This window comes from Vibrio sp. 1288, from assembly GCF_033344475.1.
Genome location: NZ_JAWPOX010000906.1, coordinates 1 through 570, shown reverse-complemented (window position 1 = coordinate 570; position 570 = coordinate 1). Strand labels below are relative to the sequence as shown.

General features: G+C 41.4%; 1 protein-coding gene. It reads left to right on the top strand.

Annotated elements, in window-relative coordinates; translation table 11 throughout:
• Positions 1-242 precede the first annotated feature (242 nt).
• A partial coding sequence (locus R8O11_RS30015) for a phospholipase A (RefSeq protein ID WP_318195234.1) occupies positions 243-570 on the top strand: 328 nt, incomplete at its 3' end.

Genomic DNA, 570 nt, shown 5'->3' with positions numbered 1-570 from the left:
TGGGCTGGGTGGAAAGTTCAGTACAAAAAAGCCAGCCGTGTGGTAGATGTAAAATAAGCTTTTTATCAACGAGCTGATAAAAATAGAGCTGTGTATCTGCGGCTTATTGTAAAATCTTCAGCTAATTATAAAATCCGGAATGAAAATTGCTTTAACCGCTTTTCCCTTGCTGTTTATTGTCGAAGTTATCGATGATAAGGAATGATATTGCCGCTTTATGGTTTGGCGGCAAAAGGATAACGATGAAGTATAAAGTAATTCCGCTCTTGTTGTGCCCCGTACTTGCTTACGGAAAAGACATTACCCATATCTCAACCTACGAAGACAACTACGTTCTAGGTACATACACCACAGACATCAGCCAAAGTGCCTACAGCGAAATGGGCTCAGAGATGGATTCACTGCAAGATTTTGAAGTGAAGTTTCAGATCTCAGCATCAATTCCATTTTATCGCTTCAGCTCAGGCACTGCTTTGATGGGGGCTTATACTCAAAAGTCCCTATGGCAACTGGCAAACTCTGATATCTCCTCGCCATTTAGAGAAACAAACTACAAGCCGCAAGTGTTCA